Annotated in this window: 18 protein-coding genes and 1 tRNA gene; 13 read left to right on the forward strand and 6 right to left on the reverse strand. The window is 62.5% G+C overall.

The features are described 5' to 3' along the window. Nucleotides 1-76: 76 nt before the first annotated feature. A complete protein-coding gene (locus tag GPL20_RS15535; RefSeq protein ID WP_254125973.1) occupies nt 77-1,078 on the reverse strand; it encodes a Bug family tripartite tricarboxylate transporter substrate binding protein in 1,002 nt (333 codons plus the stop codon). A gap of 121 nt (nt 1,079-1,199) precedes the next feature. Beyond that, the gene (locus GPL20_RS15540; RefSeq protein ID WP_167533045.1) at nt 1,200-1,682 is read right to left on the reverse strand and encodes an outer membrane protein assembly factor BamE; all 483 of its coding nucleotides are present in this window, start codon (nt 1,680-1,682) and stop codon (nt 1,200-1,202) included. A gap of 98 nt (nt 1,683-1,780) precedes the next feature. On the opposite strand from GPL20_RS15540, the gene GPL20_RS15545 reads away from it, so the two are divergent. The 8 genes from GPL20_RS15545 (at nt 1,781) to GPL20_RS15580 (ending at nt 7,609) form a co-directional block, all read left to right on the forward strand. Next, nucleotides 1,781-2,332: a ubiquinol-cytochrome C chaperone family protein gene (locus GPL20_RS15545; protein WP_157330340.1), complete on the forward strand. Its 552-nt coding sequence runs from the start codon at nt 1,781-1,783 to the stop codon at nt 2,330-2,332. Then, the gene (locus tag GPL20_RS15550; protein WP_157330341.1) at nt 2,329-2,898 is read left to right on the forward strand and encodes a YceD family protein; all 570 of its coding nucleotides are present in this window, start codon (nt 2,329-2,331) and stop codon (nt 2,896-2,898) included. The genes GPL20_RS15545 and GPL20_RS15550 overlap by 4 nt, the downstream gene beginning before the upstream one ends. Nucleotides 2,899-3,193: 295 nt before the next feature. Continuing rightward, nucleotides 3,194-4,255, forward strand: a complete 1,062-nt coding sequence (gene plsX / locus GPL20_RS15555; protein ID WP_157330342.1) for a phosphate acyltransferase PlsX — start codon at nt 3,194-3,196, stop codon at nt 4,253-4,255. Then, the gene (locus GPL20_RS15560; RefSeq protein ID WP_254125977.1) at nt 4,252-5,232 is read left to right on the forward strand and encodes a beta-ketoacyl-ACP synthase III; all 981 of its coding nucleotides are present in this window, start codon (nt 4,252-4,254) and stop codon (nt 5,230-5,232) included. Before plsX ends, GPL20_RS15560 begins: the two co-directional genes overlap by 4 nt. A 132-nt stretch (nt 5,233-5,364) precedes the next feature. After that, nucleotides 5,365-5,706 (forward strand): integration host factor subunit alpha, encoded by a 342-nt coding sequence (locus tag GPL20_RS15565; RefSeq protein WP_205751171.1) that lies wholly within the window; start codon nt 5,365-5,367, stop codon nt 5,704-5,706. A 24-nt stretch (nt 5,707-5,730) separates the two neighbouring features. Then, complete coding sequence (locus GPL20_RS15570) at nt 5,731-6,306, forward strand: MerR family transcriptional regulator (RefSeq protein WP_157330343.1); 576 nt, start codon at nt 5,731-5,733, stop codon at nt 6,304-6,306. A gap of 127 nt (nt 6,307-6,433) precedes the next feature. Next, a tRNA-Pro gene (locus GPL20_RS15575) sits at nt 6,434-6,511 on the forward strand. Nucleotides 6,512-7,198: 687 nt separating this feature from the next. After that, nucleotides 7,199-7,609, forward strand: a complete 411-nt coding sequence (locus GPL20_RS15580) for a hypothetical protein (protein ID WP_157330344.1) — start codon at nt 7,199-7,201, stop codon at nt 7,607-7,609. Nucleotides 7,610-8,309: 700 nt separating this feature from the next. On the opposite strand, the gene GPL20_RS15585 is transcribed toward GPL20_RS15580, so the two are convergent. Next, the gene (locus GPL20_RS15585; protein WP_157330345.1) at nt 8,310-8,537 is read right to left on the reverse strand and encodes a hypothetical protein; all 228 of its coding nucleotides are present in this window, start codon (nt 8,535-8,537) and stop codon (nt 8,310-8,312) included. Between the two features lie 198 nt (nt 8,538-8,735). Here GPL20_RS15585 and GPL20_RS15590 point away from each other — a divergent pair, with 198 nt between their 5' ends. Beyond that, on the forward strand, nt 8,736-9,428 hold the full coding sequence (locus tag GPL20_RS15590; RefSeq protein ID WP_157330346.1) for a hypothetical protein: 693 nt from the start codon (nt 8,736-8,738) through the stop codon (nt 9,426-9,428). 327 nt (nt 9,429-9,755) lie between these two features. Then, on the forward strand, nt 9,756-9,953 hold the full coding sequence (locus GPL20_RS15595; RefSeq protein WP_157330347.1) for a hypothetical protein: 198 nt from the start codon (nt 9,756-9,758) through the stop codon (nt 9,951-9,953). 341 nt (nt 9,954-10,294) lie between these two features. Here the strand turns inward: GPL20_RS15595 and GPL20_RS15605 are convergent, their stop codons facing one another. Next, on the reverse strand, nt 10,295-11,176 hold the full coding sequence (locus GPL20_RS15605; RefSeq protein WP_157330348.1) for a hypothetical protein: 882 nt from the start codon (nt 11,174-11,176) through the stop codon (nt 10,295-10,297). 418 nt (nt 11,177-11,594) lie between these two features. After that, complete coding sequence (locus GPL20_RS15610; protein WP_157330349.1) at nt 11,595-12,218, reverse strand: TetR/AcrR family transcriptional regulator; 624 nt, start codon at nt 12,216-12,218, stop codon at nt 11,595-11,597. 124 nt (nt 12,219-12,342) lie between these two features. Between GPL20_RS15610 and GPL20_RS15615 the strand changes: the two genes are divergently transcribed. Beyond that, nucleotides 12,343-13,308, forward strand: a complete 966-nt coding sequence (locus tag GPL20_RS15615) for an alpha/beta fold hydrolase (protein ID WP_167533046.1) — start codon at nt 12,343-12,345, stop codon at nt 13,306-13,308. Between the two features lie 139 nt (nt 13,309-13,447). Here the strand turns inward: GPL20_RS15615 and GPL20_RS38870 are convergent, their stop codons facing one another. Continuing rightward, the gene (locus GPL20_RS38870; protein WP_167533047.1) at nt 13,448-13,687 is read right to left on the reverse strand and encodes a hypothetical protein; all 240 of its coding nucleotides are present in this window, start codon (nt 13,685-13,687) and stop codon (nt 13,448-13,450) included. 510 nt (nt 13,688-14,197) lie between these two features. Between GPL20_RS38870 and GPL20_RS15625 the strand changes: the two genes are divergently transcribed. Next, nucleotides 14,198-15,169: an SDR family NAD(P)-dependent oxidoreductase gene (locus GPL20_RS15625; RefSeq protein ID WP_157330352.1), complete on the forward strand. Its 972-nt coding sequence runs from the start codon at nt 14,198-14,200 to the stop codon at nt 15,167-15,169. A gap of 260 nt (nt 15,170-15,429) precedes the next feature. Next, on the forward strand, nt 15,430-16,542 hold the full coding sequence (locus GPL20_RS15630) for an alpha/beta hydrolase family protein (protein ID WP_157330353.1): 1,113 nt from the start codon (nt 15,430-15,432) through the stop codon (nt 16,540-16,542). The last annotated feature ends 64 nt before the right edge of the window (nt 16,543-16,606 follow it).

The raw sequence follows: 16,606 nt of genomic DNA on the forward strand, positions 1-16,606 counted from the left end.
CCAGACTGGCTCAGCGGAAGACTCTGGATTGCGTCGCTGGGCTCGCAATGACGGTAGTTAGCGTTTGCGCGAACGCCTACTGCACGTCCATCTGCAGCCCTTCCTTCTGGATGATGCCGGCGAACTTCTTCGTCTCGGCGTCCACGAAGGCGGCGAACTGCTGCGGCGTACCGTAATCGGCGCGGGCGCCCATGGCGGCGATCTGCTTCTTGATGTCGTCGCGCTCAAGCATCGCCTTGACCTGGAGATTGAGCGCGTTGAGCACCTCGGGTGAGACCCCCTTCGGCAGGAAGATGGCGAACCACGAGGACACGTCGAAGTTCGCCAGCTCCGGCGCGCTCTCGCGCATGGTCGGCAGGTTCGGCGCAAGATCGCTGCGCTCAGTGGTGGTGACGCAGAGGCCATTGAGCGTGCCGTTCTGGACCTGCGGCAGGCTCGGATAGAGATTGTCGAACAGGATCTGGATGTCGCCGGCGAGTGCGGCCTGAAGTGCGGGGCCGGCGCCGCGGAACGGGATGTGCGTCATCTTCAGCCCGGTGAGCTGGAGGAACCAGGCGCCGGTGAGGTGAGGGCTCTGGCCGACGCCGGAGGAGGCATAGCTGAGCTTGTCCGGATTGGCCTTCAGGTACGCGATCAGCTCGGCAACCGACTTGATGCCGGTCTTCGGATGCGCCGAGACGATGTTCGGAATCCGGATCATGTTGGAGACCGGCTGGAGCTGGTCTGGCTTGTAGGTGAGGTTCTTGAAGATGCTGTAGGCGATCGCGTTCGGGCCGGGATTGCCGACCAGGATGGTGTGGCCGTCCGGCTTGGCGCGGATCACCTCGGCCGCGCCGATCGTGCCGCCGCCGCCGGAGCGGTTTTCCACGACGGCCGACTGGCCCCAGGCGGTTTGCAGATGCGCAGCCAGCAGCCGGCCCATCACGTCGGTCGAACCACCGGCCGCAGCCGGCACGACCAGGCGGACGTTTTCCGTCGGCTTCCAATCCGCCAGGCTCGATCGCGGCAGAATCGCTGCGGCCGAGAGGCCGGCAGCACCGGCGATCACGTGGCGGCGGGACAACAAAGTTTTAGGCACGAATCCTCTCCCTGCTTTTTGCTTTGCAGGAAGGGTAGGGAACCCGACGCGGAACGGCAAGCCGCGCGCGACGGCAAGCGCCATGCGGGCAGTGGCAGGACGCCGCAGGCTCGAGGCTCAGTTAAAAGGCGAGCAGCTTGAACAGCGGCGTGAGGTAGCTCATTTCCTGACCCGAGGTCGGCGTGGTCCGGCTGATGAAGTCGAAGATCTTGCCGTCCTGGAGCCCGTAATTCGCAAGACGGCGCACGCGCCGGTTCTTGTCGAAATAGATCGCGATCACGCGCTGATCGACCACCTTCTGGTTCATGAAGGCGACCGCGCGCTCCGAGCGCTGCGAAATGTAGTAGAACACCTCGCCGTCGAGGGTCGCGACGGTGGAGGGCGTGCCCATCACGATCAGCACCTGGTCCTGGCTCGCGCCGATCGGAATCTGCTCCAGCGCGCCGGGCGGCAGGATGTAGCCCTTCTGGAATTGCTCACCTGTGCAGCCGGCAAGCGCGGCGCCGACCAGGGTCGCGGCCGCGAGCATGCGTAAGCCGCGCCAGCGTGCATGAAGGCCGCGCCGCTTGTCAGCGCGCAGGCTGGTCTGATTGGTTGTCGTCATTGCGGAACTGATTCCGTCCCCTTGCGTCGCGCGAGGCGCTGAAGTACCGGGCGGAGGCTCTGAATGCAACACGCGCGCGCCCGCCTGCGGAAACCACAATGCTTTGGCCGTTCAATCACTTCAGGAAACCCCGGCTAACCCCGCCGGGCACCATCGAGGCCATCTATGGCATGATCGTGACGCAGGCGCGAGAACCCATATTTTACCGCGACTTGGGCGTGCCGGATACGGTTAACGGACGTTTCGACCTGTTGCTGCTGCATCTCTGGCTGCTGCTGCGCCGCCTGCGCACCGTCCAGGGCGCCACGGAGCTGTCGCAGGCACTGTTCGACCGCTTCTGCGAGGACATGGACGACAATCTGCGCGAGATGGGGGTGGGCGACCAGACCGTGCCGAAGCGGATGCGGGCCTTTGGCGAGGCCTTTTACGGCCGCGTCCAGGCCTATGACCAGGCCATGGAGGGCGGCAGCGAGGCGCTGGCATCGGCCATCTGCAAGAATATCTTGAATGGCGCCGGCATGGATCAGGCGCGGCGGCTCGCGGCCTATGCCCGGGCCACCGAGGCCGATCTCGGCGGCACCAGCGAGGCCGCGCTGCTCGGCGCGTCCTTCAAATTTCCCCCGGCCTTCGCTGAGGATGTCACGCCATGACCAGACCAAATGCCGGATCCGAGCCAGATCCCTGGCGGGCGCCCGTGATTGTCGCCCAGATTCCCGATGCCGGCCTGCGTCGCGAGATCGAGGCCTCCGCCGCCGAACGCAAGGCGATGGCCGAAGTCGCGGGCCTGCGCGAGATCCTGTCCGCGAAGGCCGACTTCGACGTCGTGCCGAAGAGCGGCGGCCGGTTTCAGGTCACGGGCACCGTGCGGGCCCGGGTCGGTCAGACCTGTGTCGTCACGCTCGATCCGATCGAGAGCGAGATCGACGAGGAGGTTGACCTGATGTTCGCCCCCGAGGCCGAGGCCCGGCGGTTGGCCGACCTGATCGAGGAGGGCCAGGACGACGAGGAGCCGCCGGAGGTCGCTGATCCGCCGGAGGCGATCGTCAACGGCATCATCGATCTCGGCAGGCTCGCCACCGACGCGCTGTTCCTGGCGATCGACCCTTATCCCCGGAAGGATGGGGCCGTGTTCGAGGCGGAGGTCACCGCCCCCGATCCGGAAGACCATCCCTTCGCGGCGCTGAAGGCACTCCAGGACAAGAAGAAGGGCCCATAGTCCGCTCGGTCCCCGTAAGAACGCTTTACGCCCCGAGGCGGGTTTGCCAGGATGGTTTGAGAGGCTTGATTATCCGTTTGATTTCAATGTGCTTCTTGCGAAATGGCGAATCCGTTGCCGGATCGTGCGGAATCCAAAAGGCTGGGGGCAAGAGGTTGTTTCGCGATGACAAAACGCTATTGTCGCGCCCCGGTCCGGGTGCGGCGTGGCGCTTGACCGGTCGCCATGTCCATGGCGAACCCATTTTGCGGCCCCGCTAGCACAGACCGCACCAGACCAGGTTTCCAGGACTTTTATGCCAAGCAAGGTTCGCATCGCGCTGGACGCCATGGGAGGCGATGTCGGCTCCGCCGTGGTCATTCCAGGCGCTGCCATCTCGCTTCAGCGGCATCGCGATAGCGAATTCCTCCTGGTCGGCGACCGCGCCAGGATCGAGCCCGAGCTCGACCGCCACCCCGCGCTGAAGGCCGCCTCGAAGATCATCCACACCGACGTTGCCGTCAGCGGCTCGGACAAGCCGCGCCAGGCGCTGCGGCGCGGCCGCAAGACCTCCTCGATGTGGCTCGCGATCGATGCCGTGAAGAAGGGCGAGGCGGATGTCGCGATCTCCGCCGGCAATACCGGCGCGCTGATGGCGATGGCGCGCTTCCACTTGCGCACGCTGCCGGGCATCGACCGTCCGGCCATCTCGGCGATATGGCCGACCATGCGCGGCGAGTCCGTCGTGCTCGACCTCGGCGCGACCCTCGGCGGCGATGCGCACCACCTGGTGTCGATGGCGGTGATGGGCGCGGCCAAGGCCAGTGTGCTATTCAACAAGAAGCGGCCCACGGTCGGGCTGCTCAACATCGGCGCCGAGGAGATCAAGGGCCACGAGGAGATCCGCGAGGCCAGCGAGATCCTGCGGGCGCGGAACCTGCCCGAACTCGACTATATCGGCTTCGTCGAGGGGGACGGTATCGGCAAGGGCTTGGCCGACGTCATCGTCACCGAGGGTTTCAGCGGCAATATCGCGCTGAAGGCCGCCGAGGGAACCGCGCGGCAGATGGCGGAATTACTCCGCAACGAGATGCGGCGGAGCTGGCTGTCCAAGCTCGGCTACGTCTTCGCCCGCAGCGCCTTCCAGGCCCTGCGCGACAAGATGGACCCCAACAAGTCCAATGGCGGCGTGCTGCTGGGACTGAACGGGGTCGTGGTCAAGAGCCACGGTGGAACCAACGCCGAAGGCTTTGCCTATGCGATCGATGTTGGCTATGAGATGGCTCACTACGATCTCCTGAACAAGATCAATCAGATGCTCAACCGCGAGGGTGGTGCACTTAGTTCCGTGCAGGCCGCGCAGGAGGCTGTTTCGTGACGAAAATTCGTTCGGTCGTGCTTGGCTGCGGCTCTTACCTGCCGGAGCAGGTGGTGACCAACGCCCAACTGGCGGCGCGCATCGACACCTCCGACGAGTGGATCGTGCAGCGCACCGGCATTCGCGAGCGGCACGTCGCGGCCGAGGGCGAGTTCACCTCGCATCTGGCGATCAAGGCGGCGCAGGCCGCGCTCACCGATGCCGGTGTCGACGCACAGTCGATCGAGCTGATCGTGCTGGCGACCTCGACGCCCGATAACACCTTTCCCGCGAGCGCCGTCGCCGTGCAGCACGGGCTCGGCATCAACCATGGCGCCGCTTTCGACCTGCAAGCGGTGTGCTCGGGCTTCGTGTTCGCGCTCGCGACCGCCGACAATTTCCTGCGCACCGGCGCCTACAAGCGCGCGCTGGTGATCGGCGCCGAGACCTTCTCGCGCATCCTCGACTGGAACGACCGCGGCACCTGCGTGCTGTTCGGCGACGGCGCCGGCGCGGTCGTGCTCGAGGCGCAGGAGCAGCCGGGCAACGCCGCGACCGACCGCGGCATCGTGACCACCCATCTGCGTTCCGATGGCCGCCACAAGGCAAAACTGTTCGTCGACGGCGGGCCGTCCTCGACCCAGACCGTCGGCCATCTGCGCATGGAGGGCCGCGAGGTCTTCAAGCATGCGGTCGGCATGATCACCGACGTGATCGTCGACGCCTTCGAGGCGACCGGGCTCAATGCCGACAGCATCGACTGGTTCGTGCCGCACCAGGCCAACAAGCGAATCATCGACGCGTCCGCGCACAAGCTCCATATCGCGCCGGAGAAGGTGGTGCTGACGGTGGACCGTCACGGCAACACCTCGGCCGCCTCGATCCCGCTGGCGCTGGCGGTGGCGCGCAAGGACGGCCGCATCAAGAAGGGCGACCTGGTCCTGCTCGAGGCCATGGGCGGCGGCTTCACCTGGGGCTCTGCGCTGGTGCGCTGGTAGCCACAGTCGATAAAATTTTGCCCGAATCAGCGCCGATTATCGATGCGTCTGCATTGATGAGCGCTGTTGACCGCCGTATTGTAACCTCCTAATTTCAGACAACAATTGTTCGCCGTGATGTGGGGCAGGGCGATGACCGATCAAAGTAAAACCGTAACGCGTGTTGACCTGTGCGAAGCCGTCTACCAGAAGGTGGGCCTGTCGCGCACGGAATCGTCCGCCTTTGTGGAACTCGTGCTGAAGGAGATCACCGATTGCCTTGAAAAGGGCGAGACGGTGAAACTGTCGTCGTTCGGTTCCTTCATGGTCCGCAAGAAGGGTCAGCGCATCGGCCGCAACCCGAAGACCGGCACCGAGGTGCCGATCTCGCCGCGCCGGGTGATGGTGTTCAAGCCGTCGGCGATCCTGAAGCAGCGGATCAATTCCCAGCACCGCACCAATGGCGATGCCACCAAGGCTCAACCCGAGGCGTAACCGCCTTTCGGAAAGGATTGGCATTTGGACAAGGCGCCGGATGCGTTCCGAACCATCAGCGAAGTAGCGCAGGAACTCGACATTCCGCAGCACGTGCTGCGTTTCTGGGAGACCCGTTTCTCCCAGATCAAGCCGATGAAGCGCAGCGGCGGCCGCCGCTATTACCGCCCCGACGACGTCGACCTGCTCAAGGGCATCCGCCGCCTGCTCTACGGGGAGGGCTACACCATCCGCGGGGTGCAGCGGATCCTCAAAGAGCACGGCATCAAATCGGTGCAGGGCCTCGCCGACGGCGCCGCCGCCGTCTCCTTCGGGGCGATCGAGGACGCCATCGGCGCGAGCCTGATGGAGCCCGACGACGAGGCGCCGATCAAGGGCATCACCGACACCGACGATGACGACTACCAGGGCGAGGAGGAGGAAGGCATCGACTTCCGCTTCGCCGAGATCGACGACGAGGAAATCCTCACCACCTTCCGCAAGGGCGGCGCCGCCGCACCCGCCGGCCCCAGCGCGATCGACCGGGAGCGCCTGGGACGGGCGCTCGCCGACCTCGTCGCCTGCCGGGAGATGCTGGACCAGGCGCTGAAGGACGGGTAGGGCCGGTCCGTCGGCTTTGCGGCCAGTTCCGGGGGCTTTGGACATCAGCCCAATCGGGGAGAGAGGCACCAAAATGGTGCGGCCTCGCCTTGCGCAAAGCAGCGATCCTAGCTAATGGAACGACGTTCGGAGCGTGGCGCAGCCCGGTTAGCGCACTAGTCTGGGAGACTAGGGGTCGGAGGTTCAAATCCTCTCGCTCCGACCATTTTTTCAAACTCATCTGTCGGGTGGACTGACCGTCGGTGTGGGATTTGCTCCCGAGCGGCGGCGGATGTGCGACGATTCGGGGCGGGTGACCGCCCCGGTGGCCGGCGCACGAAAATGTCGAAAACAACCCCATGCACAGTAGCGACGTCATTGGAAGATAACGTTTTTCCGAAGCGATTTGACGCGTCGGGCAAAACAGGGGCATGATGTCATCGTGCCGGGCTTGCGGGATGACTTCGGAGCGCGACCTCCTGAAGCGTGGCGCAGCACGACTGCGATCTCCGGCGCCCCCTTCCTCGGCAGCTGAATCACGATGGCGCGGCCGAGACGACCGGCCGCCGCTGTTTCGGCATCGAACTCAGCCCCGACTATTGCGGGCTGGCGATCGCGCTGGGAGCAGCTGACAGGCCGCAAGGCCAAACTGCTTTCGAGAGCCTCGTGAAGCGGAGGAGGGCGGCGCACTGCCGAAGTGGGCGCCTCGGCCCGGCGGATGTACCCAGGAACGGACTAGGAGCTCTCTCGGAAAGCAAGTTCGGCTTTGGCCCACGATTCGGACATCAACTTTGGCAATCGGAATGCCAGCTAAGGGCCAGAAGGCGACCTAGGAGCTCGCGTTTACGTTTAGCTTGGTATTCCGTTAACGTCCCTCGATCAATGTCTCAAAAGAGAGCTGGAGGTGGGAGCTATGATCCGTGGAGCAGGTCTAGCAAGTATCCTTCTTGCGCTGCTAGTTACCAACGCTCCGGCCTTGGCCTGCCGCGGCTGGATATATGAAAGGACGATCCTACTCGATGCGATCCCGCCAGTAGCGAAAGAGAGCGAGGTCGTCGCTCGGGTCGAAATTCTCGAGGTGCACATCCGCGAATTGCCGGGACTGCGCCCCTTTCATGTGGCTCGAGCACGCGTCCTGCAATCAGTCCGAGGTACTTCGGATGGACAGACCGTCGATATCTATGCCGAGCCAAGCTCATGCGGTGGTGGTCTCAATCAGAACGATGTTGGACGCAAGGGTTTCATCGCCGGACGTTTTCAGCCGATTGCTGATCAAACCTTCTTTTCTGGCAGTTGGGCCTACGGCCAGATCGGTCAAGACTGAGGAACGGATCGCATTGACGCTGTGCGGCACCCGAAGTCCGCAACGGACATTCTGACCTCATACAATTTTCTCAATCGAGTATAGATCGCCGCTAGGTTGTCCGTGGTAATGAGGCTACTGCGTGCGACATCATGGGTAGGATCAGATAATGCTGGATTGGTTCGTCGCAACTATTTCGCTCGTCCTGCTGGTCGGCTTTATTGGCTTCGCATTCATGCAAGGATTTAGGGTGAGGCCGGACAAAGACAATTCAGATAATCAGTATCCTGGCGGACCAAGTGGGGACGCTCACGGATTGTAACGTCCACTGTCGGGGCAATGCCGAAGACGCGCATTATGTATATCGAGAACAAATCCGCATCGCTGAATGGGCCGGCGCGGATTGGCCGCGTCACATTCTCAAAAACAGGCAAATCTATTAGCTACGGGGGGGCGCACTTTTCAAAGCCTGAAAGGTAGTGGGTTCAAGGCCAACTACTTCGATCTTGAAACTGGCGAAAGATTTTGGATTTCGGGTCCGCGGAAGGATGGCAAAGATCGGCTCTACGCAGAAAGTTCCGCGCCGATCGAAGTCGACCCTGACGTCGCTGACGAATACTGGCGTGACATCAGGGGAGAGCCCTCTGAATGAGTTTCAACGAATGTCGTCCGACTTCGGCTTTTGGGTCACATGCAGACGTCGCAGACGGGAGCTTTCTCGCTAATCATCGTCCTCGGCAAGAAATGGCATTTTGTGGAGGCGAGCACGCACCGTGGTGTCACCACTGCGGTCAAAGTCGATTTCGGGATGCTCTGCAAAGATTTCTTCCGCTCGGGAGATGGCCCCAGCCTCGTCTGCCGCGTGAAGGACTGCCTCGTGGAGCTTTTCGCCGTCGCGCTCCCAGACGACTTCGTACATTTTCATACCGGGCTGAAATTTGAAGACCATCGAGGAGTCCTTTCGCGGGCGAACTGTGTCATGGCGACAGCAAATTGCACTAACATCACGGCGTCCGCTTCGGGCCAACCAGCTCTGCGTCGTGCAGACCACAAGTTTACCGAACCTTAGACCGTTTCCCTGCACAACTAAAGGATGTTGGCGTGTCAAAAGACTCCCAACGGCTTTGAGACGGGGAGCGGTGAAGCGATGGCTCTATTGCGCGCAAGATGGCTGGCCGCGCTCTGGATTTTTGCGAGCATTCTAACAGGTTGTGGCTCCCTGAGCGAAATCATCACGTACCGATTGACGGTTAACGTAGAGGTTGACGGTAGGCTCGTCAGTGGTTCTGGCGTCATCCAAGTCAAGCAGTCTGACATGAGACCCATCTTTGGGTCTATGGGCGGCGCCGGCAATGAGGTCAGCGGCGAAGCTGTGGTCGTTGACCTCGGCTCTCGCGGTACTCTCTTCGCGCTTCTGCGAGGACCGAAGGCTGGATTTGGAGATCTAGGTGGTCCTGCTTGGATGCTGTTTCATGTTTTTGCCGACCTGCTCAAGGGCGAGATCGATCCTCTTCCGAAAGTGCGGCTGTTGAGAGAGCGACGCCCTCATCGCGTATTGCAGCTCGATGTGATTCCAATGCTGGTTCACTTCAGCGACCTCAATGATCCGAAGTCGGTGGTGCAGGTTGATCCAACGGATCTCGGAGCGTCGTTTGGAACGGGAGTCGTGCTTCGCGACGTCATCATCGAAGTGACAGAAGAACCGATTACGACCGGAATCGTAGCAAGGCTTCCGTGGTTGAAGACAATCGAGGGACAGCTCGATGGTAGTCGTCTCCACACTGGCGCGACGTTCGCCAATGAACTGAACAAATATGACTTCTATCGAGGAGGCAAATAGAAATTGATCATTGGTTTCGACGCGAGCGGAGTCTGCTTCGGGTCACAAGCGGTAGTCGAGGCGAAACCAACCCCGCGCCCGGTTTACCGCCGACAGCCGACGTGACGATGGGCACCTCGTTGTTCGGCTAGGAGCAGAACGGTGAATACGCTTCTGAGACGAGCATTTATATACCCCAATAAGCTTCTTTGCGCTTGTATCGTCCAAGTCATGGCTTTTTGTGCCTTGATGCAAGCGCGTGACGCCCCGGTCTACATGGTTCGCAGAAGGCGTAGGGATTGAAGACGACGTATGGCTGAGCGATCATCACCTCAGGGATCAAGGCCCGTGAATACGAAGTCTTTTGCTAAGCTTGTTGGAATGGTAGCTATATCGGTGGTGGTGGCCACATTGCTTCTCGGTGGGAGCAAGGATGCAAACACCTTTGGTTTTGTTGGTCTCTTAGTAGCAATCTTCTGGGGGATACCAGCAATCGTTGTGATCACGCTGTACCGGTATGTTGAAAAGCGCGGTCATGATCGGTGACTGCTAAAGGTCTGCAGTGGGTCATGTGCAGGCCATTCCGTGATCGGGCGCTGGTGTCCGATACGCGCCCTTAGCGGACTCCAGAGCACCCAACGCGAGGGGCGGGCCGCCAGTGGCAATCCGCGCAGCACCAAGCTTCAGTCTCCGACGGTATTATCGCGGCCGCGCGCCAGCGCGCGCGAGTCGCTTCCAAGCCCCAATCTTCGCGCGCCTACCTCAAATACCCCACCACCATCCTTGTCGTCTCGTTCACCAGCGTTCGCACCGTCTTCTCCGAGAGCATCTCGGCGTGGTTCAGCACCGTTTTCCGGCACCGGAATCTCGACCGCGGACGCGGCCCCCTAGCGATTCTTGCGCCAAAGCTCGTTGGCCTGCATACGACCTTTAGGACGTTCCCGAGCAGGCTTCGATTTGGAGGAAGACTTGCTCTTAGATGGTTTGGAGACGCTGCGACGTGTTGAACCGTCTACTATGAATTTCATTCCTTTTAAGTCCTGCAGCGTCCGACTCAGGATGGTGTCTGCCGATGGCGTTGCGCCGCGGGCGATCTCATTTGCTTCTCTAGCAAGCTGAACCTGTTCCTGTGCGGCTTCAAAAGATTTCTTGCTGTAATAGAGACTCGCAATGCCGGCGACACCAGAGAGGAATGCTACGGCGCTGAGACCGATGTTGAGAGCCTTTCGTAGAAGGTCGCCGAGATGTAGACTTTTTGCCTCAACTCTAGCGATCGCATCTGCAGGCGTTGAGCGTCCGCGCAAGATCTCGTTAGCTGCATCACGCAGACACTCGACCATTGCATGGGTGATATCGGGTGCGCTTATGATTTCGACGGTGGCCTTGGTGAGGTCGAACAGACCCTCACTCAACCTAGCGTGCTCGAAGCGGCAGTTCGGGCAAACCTCCTCGTTGTCCCATGCGTTGAAGTAGGCCCCGGCGAACACATAATTCCGCGAAGGGAAGATGGCTTTGCAGTTCGGGCAGAATGATGGGAGTGGCGGGCCAACTGGTCTGCGCCATCCCGTGGTCGATTGAAGTTTGGGGTCGTTCTTGATCCGCGACCCCCTCATGTCGACTCTTGAGCCGCCCGTTAGGTCGAAGGGTATCTCAACGCCATCGAAACTATTGTTTTCTAACTTCACATGGACGTCCGATCCAGCATTGACGCGAAGGCCATTGCGCCCCCTAAATCGGTTACCCGTGATCTCAATGGTCTTTTTGGCCAACATAATCCTCCAGTTGGAAGATAGAGATTGGGAACTGCGGTGACCCAGCACTGTCACCATAATTTCATGTATACTGTTCGCGGGTCTCTTCGAACAGAGAGTCCCCCGTACAGCTCCACTTTCAAAATCTCCAGGATATGAGCCGCCGTCTCGATGGATCAGCCATCGGACGCAACGGCGAAGAGCGGTCGGTTGTGAGCTTGTACTTATCCAATCGCAGCCTTAGGGCGAACGCAAGGGGGCTATCTCTACGGATCGAGTGGCGGCGCAGATCAATAAGGGACCGGATCGTTGCGCCGTTGGCCGCAGCACACTCCTTACGCATTCTTAGGAGGGGGAGCGGCCGCGCCCCCGCGTTGTGAAGGATAACCTCGTCTCGCAGCCAGCGGGTAGCGTCCAAATCCGGCGATCGTTCCACTCACCTCAAATACCCCACCACCATCCGCGTCGTCTCGTCCACCAGCGTCCGCACCGTCTTCTCCGACAGCATCTCGGCGTGGTTCAGCACCGTGTTGTGCGCGACCGCTTCGATCGTGCTGACGCAGATGAAGGTGGCCAGGCCCGGATCGATCTTGCGCATCTCCTTGCGGCGGCTTTCGAGGTATGCGCGCACGAGGGTGTGGACCTCGCGGTTGAAGGCTTCGACGTCCTTGAGCTGGCCGGTGCGCGGAATCTGCTCGGCGAGGACGCGGTGCAGCTTGGGGTCGATGCGGTGGGCTTCGATCGCGACGGTGACGAGCTTGCGCACCGCCGTCTCGATCGGCAGGTCGGCGACCTCGGTGAGCGCGGCGCGGACCAGCGCCATGATCTCCTCGTTGTGACGGTCGATCACGGCGGCGACGAGGGCCTCCTTGCTCGGAAAATACTGGTAGAGCGAGCCGACGCTGACCCCGGCCACTTCGGCGATGCGGTTGGTGCTGGCCTTCTCGAAACCTTCTTGGACTAAAATGCGAGCGGTCGCCTCGACCAGCGCGTCGACGGTGGCGCGCGAGCGCGCCTGCAAGGCATTTTTCCGGGGTTTTGTCGGCGGCGTGCGCGTCATGGCCAGTGCGATCCGAATGCGAGTAGGAAAAGCGAGCGAATGCTCGCATTATATCCGCCCGTGGCGGCCTGTCGGCAAGCCTCTTCGTCGCCATATGGATGCCCAGCCAGGCGGAGAACTGACCATGAGCGTTGCACGACTTGTGTCGGCCTTGCAGTTTTGTCCTGATATCTGCGCGCCGCGGAGCCGCGATCCCGGGCCGAGCTTGCAGAGCCGCGGCTTCAATGCGCTGCTCGGACTGCTCCCCTACAAGCAGCAGCTCGCATCCGCCGAGGCCGTGCAGGCGCATGTGCAGAAGCTCGCATTGGCGCCGGCATCGTTCGAGCCGACGGGACTTGGCCGCGGCGTCGAGGCAACGCTGACCAAGATGGGCGGATGGCCGGTCTATTACACCGCGCCGTCGTCGGGCCATGAAGGCTGCAACCACGTCATGTTCCTGCATGGCGGCGGCTTCATCAACGAGATCGTGCCGGCACATTGGCGCTTTATCGGCCAGATGACGCGCAAGGCGCGCGTCGTCTGCGTCGTGCCGATCTACCCGCTCGCGCCACGCGCCACCGCGAAGGACGTCGTCCCGAAGACGGCCGAGCTGCTGCGGATGCTGCTCGAAGATGCCGGGTCCGCGAAGGTCACGGTGGTCGGCAATTCGGCCGGCGCGGGCCTCGCGCTCGCCGCATGCCAGTGGCTGCGCGATCGCGGCCATCGGCAGCCGAGCCGGCTGGTGCTGATCTCGCCCGCGGCGGACGCGTCGGTCAGCCGTCCGGAGCAGGTGGCGATCGCGGCGCGCGATCCGATCCAGGACATTCCCGGCATAATCGAGGCGGGGCGGCTCTATGCCGGCGAGCTCGATGTCGGCCATCCCTTCGTCAGCCCGCTCAAGGGCGCCTTCCGCGCGCTCGCGCCGATGACGGTCTTCTCGGGCACGCGCGATCTTCTGTATCCCGACAGCGTCGATCTTGCGGAGCGGGCGAGGGCGGTCGGTGTTGCAGTCGAGCTGCATCTGCTGCGTGATCAGCCGCACAATTACGCGCTGATGCCGACGCCGGAGGGGCGACGGGCGCGTGCGATGATTTTACGCGCGGTAGCTTAAAGCGAAGGCGTGATCGTTGTCACAGAGCGCATGGTCACAGAGCGCATGGCGCATTCGGATTGACGCTATCGAGCCCATGCGGAGGAAGAACAGGGCGCGCCTCCGGGGCGTTTCCTCGAAGTTTCGGATTCTTACGGGCCTACGCGTGGCCCTTGATCTCGTAGTGGCCCGGCACGCATTTGTAGCGCTCGAGACGCCAGTTGGCGTGATAGATCGGATGCTCGCCCATCCATTTCGCCAGGGGGGCCTGTGCGCCGACCGCGCACTGCATCATCGAGATCTCGGGCGTCATATTGCTGTCGGTCACGATTTCTTCGACGCAACTGCCGGTAGCAGATGCGCCAAGCCGGCAGAGTACGGCCACGACGGTCACAAACATTCCTGTCACCTCATCGGTAGTTACTGACCACGAGGAAGATGCAAGCGGAGTGCCAGAGCCTGTGACACGGACAACACGCTGGCCTGGCCGACTCGACCCAGCGTCCGGATTCCATTTGACGATTCGGATTGAAAAAAATGCCATTAACCCGAAGCCGGACAAATACGGGGAACCGGATGAGCGATTGTAAGGGCTGCGCCGCTTTTCGCTTGTGAGGCCCTTCACAGGGTCGCGCAGCCGATAGGCTCGGTTTGGTACGGATACGCGCCACGAGAGCGGGGCCGCCACACGTCCGCGCCATGGCGGACGAGAATGGCCTGCCCATTATCGCTACGACGTCCTGCCGTGCTCGGACCCTTCGAATAGCCCGCCGCCCGAAATAACGGATGCCAGCCACGGCAGCGCCGATCCGCTTTTACCTGCCGATGCGGCGCTGCTACATTTCGCGCGCGCCGATGCTGCGCACAGCTACGAAAAAACATACCGACAAAGGGAGGGGCCGAAAGTCCCATGAAGGATTTTGCAGGAAAGATCGCCGTCATCACCGGTGGAGGCACGGGAATGGGGCGCGAGCTCGCGCGGCAGCTCGTGGCCGAGGGCTGCAACGTGGCGATGTGCGACGTTTCGGAAGCCGCGATGGCCGAGACCAGGCGGCTCTGCGAGGTCGAGAAGCTGCCGCAGGGCCTGCGCGTGACGACGCATGTGGCCGACGTCGCAATCGAGGATCATCTGAAGCGCTTTCGCGACGAGCTTGCCGAGCAGCAGAAGACGGACCGGATCCATCTCCTGTTCAACAATGCCGGCATCGGCGGCGGCGGCAGCCTGTTCACCAACACGCGCGAGCAGTGGGAGCGCACCTTCAACATCTGCTGGGGCGGCGTCTATCTCGGCGTGCGGACCTTCCTGCCGATGCTGGTGGCCGCGGACGAGGCCCACATCGTCAACACCGCGAGCGTCAACGGCTTCTGGGCCTCGATCGGCCTGAACCAGGCCCACACCGCCTACAGCTCGGCGAAGTTCGCGGTGAAGGGATTTACCGAAGCGCTGATCAGCGACCTGCGCCTGCATGCGCCGCACGTCAAATGCTCGGTGGTGATGCCCGGCCATATCGGCACCTCCATCGTCTCCAATTCGCGCAAGGTGCAGAGCGGAGATGGATCGGAGCGGCTCAACGCCGACGAGGTCGCGCTGACCCGCAAGCGTATGGTCGCGGCCGGCGTGCCGGATGCTGACAAAATGTCGGACGAGGACGTCCAGGCCGCATTCGCCGAGCGCGTCCGCAGCTTCCTCGAGGATGCGCCGACCACCGCCGCGCAGGCTGCGAAGATCATCCTCGACGGCGTCAAGGCGGAGCGCTGGCGCATTCTCGTGGGCGAGGACGCAAAGCGCCTCGACGAGCGGGTGCGCGCCACGCCCGAGCAGGCCTACGACCGCGCCTTCTTCGAGAGTCTCACGCAGGAGGTCGGCTGGCGGCTCGGCTGATCGCCCAAGGCGATCGCCCAAGGCGCGCGCGCATGCAGGTATGACCATCGTCATGGCAAGAGGTGCGCCGCCGACAATGCGTGCCACCTCCTGCCAATGTCCGGCGCCTCATGCCGAATTGGCATGTCACGCATGCGACGCGATCGGCGTTCAAGCGATGGTGATCTCGAACGGCTCTCGTCCGGCGCGCGGCGGCTTGGTTGGGGAACTAAAATAGTTTAGTCAATCAGGGGTAACGCGATGATAGAGCGTAGCTCCCGATGATTCCCGCATGCCTCTCCGACGACTGGACCCTTTGCCCGGAGCGAGAGGACATCTCCGCTGAATTCACGCGGCTCCTCACCGCGGCCCAGGAGGGCGGCGCCACCATCGCCGAATGCCTGATGATCGCGGGGCAGCTGAAGCGGGGCGACGATCAGTCCTGGCATCGCGAGTGGAAGAAGCTGGCGCAGGCCAACCGGCAGCGCGCCGAGGCGGCGTTTGCGGAAGGCCACATGGCGACCGCGCAGCGCAACTGGCTGCGGGCGATGAACTATTACAGTGCAGCGGCGATGCCGCTCGACCAGACCGACGAGCGCCGCTGGGTCGCGGTGCTTGCGATGCAGGAATGCGCCCGCCGTTATCTTGCGGCGCGCGGCCCCGCCGGCGAAGTCGTGACGATACCCTGGCTCGACGGACATGCGCTGCAGGGCTATTTCCTGCCCGCGCCGACGGGAAGGGAGCGGGCTCCGACCGTGATCTGCATCGGCGAGCCCGGCCACCGCAAGGAGGAATTCCTGTTCAAGCTCGCGCCGCATGCACGCGAGCGCGGATTCTCGATGCTGGCGCTGGACCTGCTGGGTGACCAGCGCGACGATTACCTCGACGCGCTGCGGCGTCGCCGGGATATCGAGAGCGCGATTCCCTGCGTCATGGATTACCTGGAGACGCGCAGCGACGTCGATTTCGAGCGCGTGGCGATCGTCGCCGATGGCTGGGGCTCGTCCTTCGTGGCGCGCGCGGTGTTGCAGGAGCCGCGGCTCGCCGCCGCCGTCTGCGACGGTGGCCTGTGGGACCTGCATGAGCGGGACTTCTTTGCCAGCCGATTCGCGGTGAGCGACGTCAGCATCATCCCGGTGCCGCATGCGCCGCTCATGGCCACCAGCACCGGCTGTCCGATGCTGATCACGCTCGGTGAGGATGGCTGGCTCAAGGCCGACCGGGCGCGTCAGATCGTGCAGAAATCCTGGCTCGGCAGCTCGGACGTGGTGCTGAAGGTGTTCACGGCGGCGGAAACCGGCGCGGCGCAGGCCCATGCGGACAATCCGAGCCTTGCCAACGAATATATCTTCGACTGGCTCGAATCGCGGCTTGGCGCCGCCGGGCGGATCTAAAGCGCGATGAGATTGGGATGAATCGTCATCGCGCTTTAGGTTGTTGTTTGAGCATGATCTTTTC

The organism is Bradyrhizobium cajani (assembly GCF_009759665.1).
GTDB classification, from domain to species: domain Bacteria; phylum Pseudomonadota; class Alphaproteobacteria; order Rhizobiales; family Xanthobacteraceae; genus Bradyrhizobium; species Bradyrhizobium cajani.

Bases quoted from the DNA above. Each gene is read 5' to 3' on its own strand.
- GPL20_RS15540 (WP_167533045.1), bottom strand. From the start codon at position 1,682: ATGACGACAACCAATCAGACCAGCCTGCGCGCTGACAAGCGGCGCGGC.
- GPL20_RS15545 (WP_157330340.1), top strand. From the start codon at position 1,781: ATGCTTTGGCCGTTCAATCACTTCAGGAAACCCCGGCTAACCCCGCCG.
- GPL20_RS15550 (WP_157330341.1), top strand. From the start codon at position 2,329: ATGACCAGACCAAATGCCGGATCCGAGCCAGATCCCTGGCGGGCGCCC.
- plsX (WP_157330342.1), top strand. From the start codon at position 3,194: ATGCCAAGCAAGGTTCGCATCGCGCTGGACGCCATGGGAGGCGATGTC.
- GPL20_RS15565 (WP_205751171.1), top strand. From the start codon at position 5,365: ATGACCGATCAAAGTAAAACCGTAACGCGTGTTGACCTGTGCGAAGCC.
- GPL20_RS15580 (WP_157330344.1), top strand. From the start codon at position 7,199: ATGATCCGTGGAGCAGGTCTAGCAAGTATCCTTCTTGCGCTGCTAGTT.
- GPL20_RS15585 (WP_157330345.1), bottom strand. From the start codon at position 8,537: ATGGTCTTCAAATTTCAGCCCGGTATGAAAATGTACGAAGTCGTCTGG.
- GPL20_RS15590 (WP_157330346.1), top strand. From the start codon at position 8,736: ATGGCTCTATTGCGCGCAAGATGGCTGGCCGCGCTCTGGATTTTTGCG.
- GPL20_RS15610 (WP_157330349.1), bottom strand. From the start codon at position 12,218: ATGACGCGCACGCCGCCGACAAAACCCCGGAAAAATGCCTTGCAGGCG.
- GPL20_RS15615 (WP_167533046.1), top strand. From the start codon at position 12,343: ATGAGCGTTGCACGACTTGTGTCGGCCTTGCAGTTTTGTCCTGATATC.
- GPL20_RS38870 (WP_167533047.1), bottom strand. From the start codon at position 13,687: ATGTTTGTGACCGTCGTGGCCGTACTCTGCCGGCTTGGCGCATCTGCT.
- GPL20_RS15625 (WP_157330352.1), top strand. From the start codon at position 14,198: ATGAAGGATTTTGCAGGAAAGATCGCCGTCATCACCGGTGGAGGCACG.
- GPL20_RS15630 (WP_157330353.1), top strand. From the start codon at position 15,430: ATGATTCCCGCATGCCTCTCCGACGACTGGACCCTTTGCCCGGAGCGA.